Source organism: Micromonospora maritima (assembly GCF_902825405.1).
Lineage (GTDB): Bacteria > Actinomycetota > Actinomycetes > Mycobacteriales > Micromonosporaceae > Micromonospora > Micromonospora maritima.
Genome location: NZ_CADEAU010000760.1, coordinates 1 through 1,875, shown reverse-complemented (window position 1 = coordinate 1,875; position 1,875 = coordinate 1). Strand labels below are relative to the sequence as shown.

The following is a 1,875-nucleotide window of genomic DNA, read 5'->3' as shown; positions in this document are numbered from 1 at the left end:
GTACGCCGCCGGCGCGGACGCGGCGCCCGCCGAGCCCGCCGGTCCGGCGTCCCCCCTCACCGTCCAGGAGTGGCTCACGCAGCGGCTGCCGGCGCACCTGGTGCCGGCCGCCGTGGTGGTCCTCGACGAGCTGCCGCTGACCCGCAACGGCAAGCTCGACCGGGCGGCGCTGCCCGCGCCCCGGGTGGAGCGCCCGGCCGACGACCCGGCGACGGCACCGGCCAACCGGGCCGAGGAGATCCTGGTCGAGGCGTGGCGCGAGGTGCTCGGCGTGGCCTCGTTCGGCGTCACCGACAGCTTCTTCGCGCTCGGCGGCGACTCCATCCGCAGCATCCAGATGCAGGTGGCGGCGCAGAAGCGCGGGCTGTCGTTCCAGCTCAACGACATCTTCACCCACCAGACGATCCGGGAGCTGGTCGCACACGGCCGGGTCACGCTGGACGGCGTCGCGGCCGAGCCGGCCGCCCGGTTCTCCCCCGTCGGCGCGGCCGACAAGTTTGCGCTCGTCGGCGCGGCCGACCGGGAGCTGCTGCCGGACGGGCTGGTGGACGCGTACCCGATGACCGCGCTCCAGCTCGGCATGGTCTACCACGGCGAGTTGACGGGTGACCCGGCCGTCTACCACAACGTCACCGCGCACGAGGTGGCCGCGCCGCTGGACCCGGCGGCACTGCGCCGCGCGCTGACCGTGCTGGTGGACGCCCATCCGGTGCTGCGCACCGGGTTCGCGCTCGGCGCGTACGCCGAACCGCTGCAACTCGTGCACGAGCGGGTGCCCGTCGACCTGCCGGTGACCGACCTGTCCGGCCTGGACCCGCAGGCCCGCCGCGACCGGGTCGACGCGCTCGTCGCCGAGGAACGTCTGCGCCCGTTCGACCTGAGCCGGCCGCCGCTGCTGCGGCTGCACGCGCTGCGCGCCGACGGGGACACGTTCACGCTGCTGGTCGCCGAGCACCACGCCGTCCTGGACGGCTGGAGCCTGCACCTGTTCCTCACCGACCTGCTCGCCGCGTACGACCGGGAGCGGGCCGGCACGCCGGCCACCGCCGACCCCGGCCTGCCGTTGCGGGAGTACGTGGTGGCCGAGCGGGCGGCGCTGGCGGACCCGGTGACCCGGCGGTTCTGGCGGGACGGCGCCGGTGCCGCGCCGCCGCTGCTGGTGGGCGGCGCGCAGCCGAGGACCACCACCACCCAGCGGGTACCGCTGCGGCCCGGCACCACGCAACGGGTGGCCGACGCGGCCCGGGACGCCGGGGTGCCGGTCAAGTCGTGGCTGTTCGCCCTCCACCTGCGCCTGCTCGGCGAGCTGGCCGGCCGCGACGACGTGGTCAGCGGCCTGGTGGTCGGCGGCCGACCGGAGGGCGAGGGCAGCGACGCCACGCTCGGGCTGTTCCTCAACACGCTGCCGGTGCGGGTCGCGCTGGGCACCCGGTCGGTGGCCGAGCTGGCCGCCGAGGCGTGGCGGGCCGAGCGGGAGCTGATGGGCCACCACCGCTTCCCGCTCGCCGAGATCGTCCGGGTCGGCGGCGCGGGCCCGCGCTTCGACCACTTCTTCAACTGGACGCACTTCCCGGCGCGGCCGTCCGGCACCGGCAGCCGCATCGTGGACAGCCGGGGCGTCACCGTGGACGTGGCGTTCAGCCTCGCCGTCGACGCCGAGCTGGACGCCGGCCGGCTCGGGCTGATGATCCAGTACGACCACCGGCACGTGCCGGCCGAACGGGTGGACGCGCTCGCCGACGGGTTCCGCCGGCTGCTGGCCGCCGACCCGGCCGCGCCGCTGCCGTGGTGCCGGCGATCGTGTTGGTGGTGGCGTTGTCCGCGTACGTGAGGTTGATCGCGACCGCGGCGACGAGCCCGACCAGCAGGCCGGTG

General features: G+C 76.1%; 1 pseudogene. It reads left to right on the top strand.

What is annotated here, in order from left to right:
* Positions 1-100: 100 nt before the first annotated feature.
* Positions 101-1,702: pseudogene (locus HUW36_RS31980) on the top strand (condensation domain-containing protein); the annotation flags it as partial.
* Positions 1,703-1,875 lie beyond the last annotated feature (173 nt).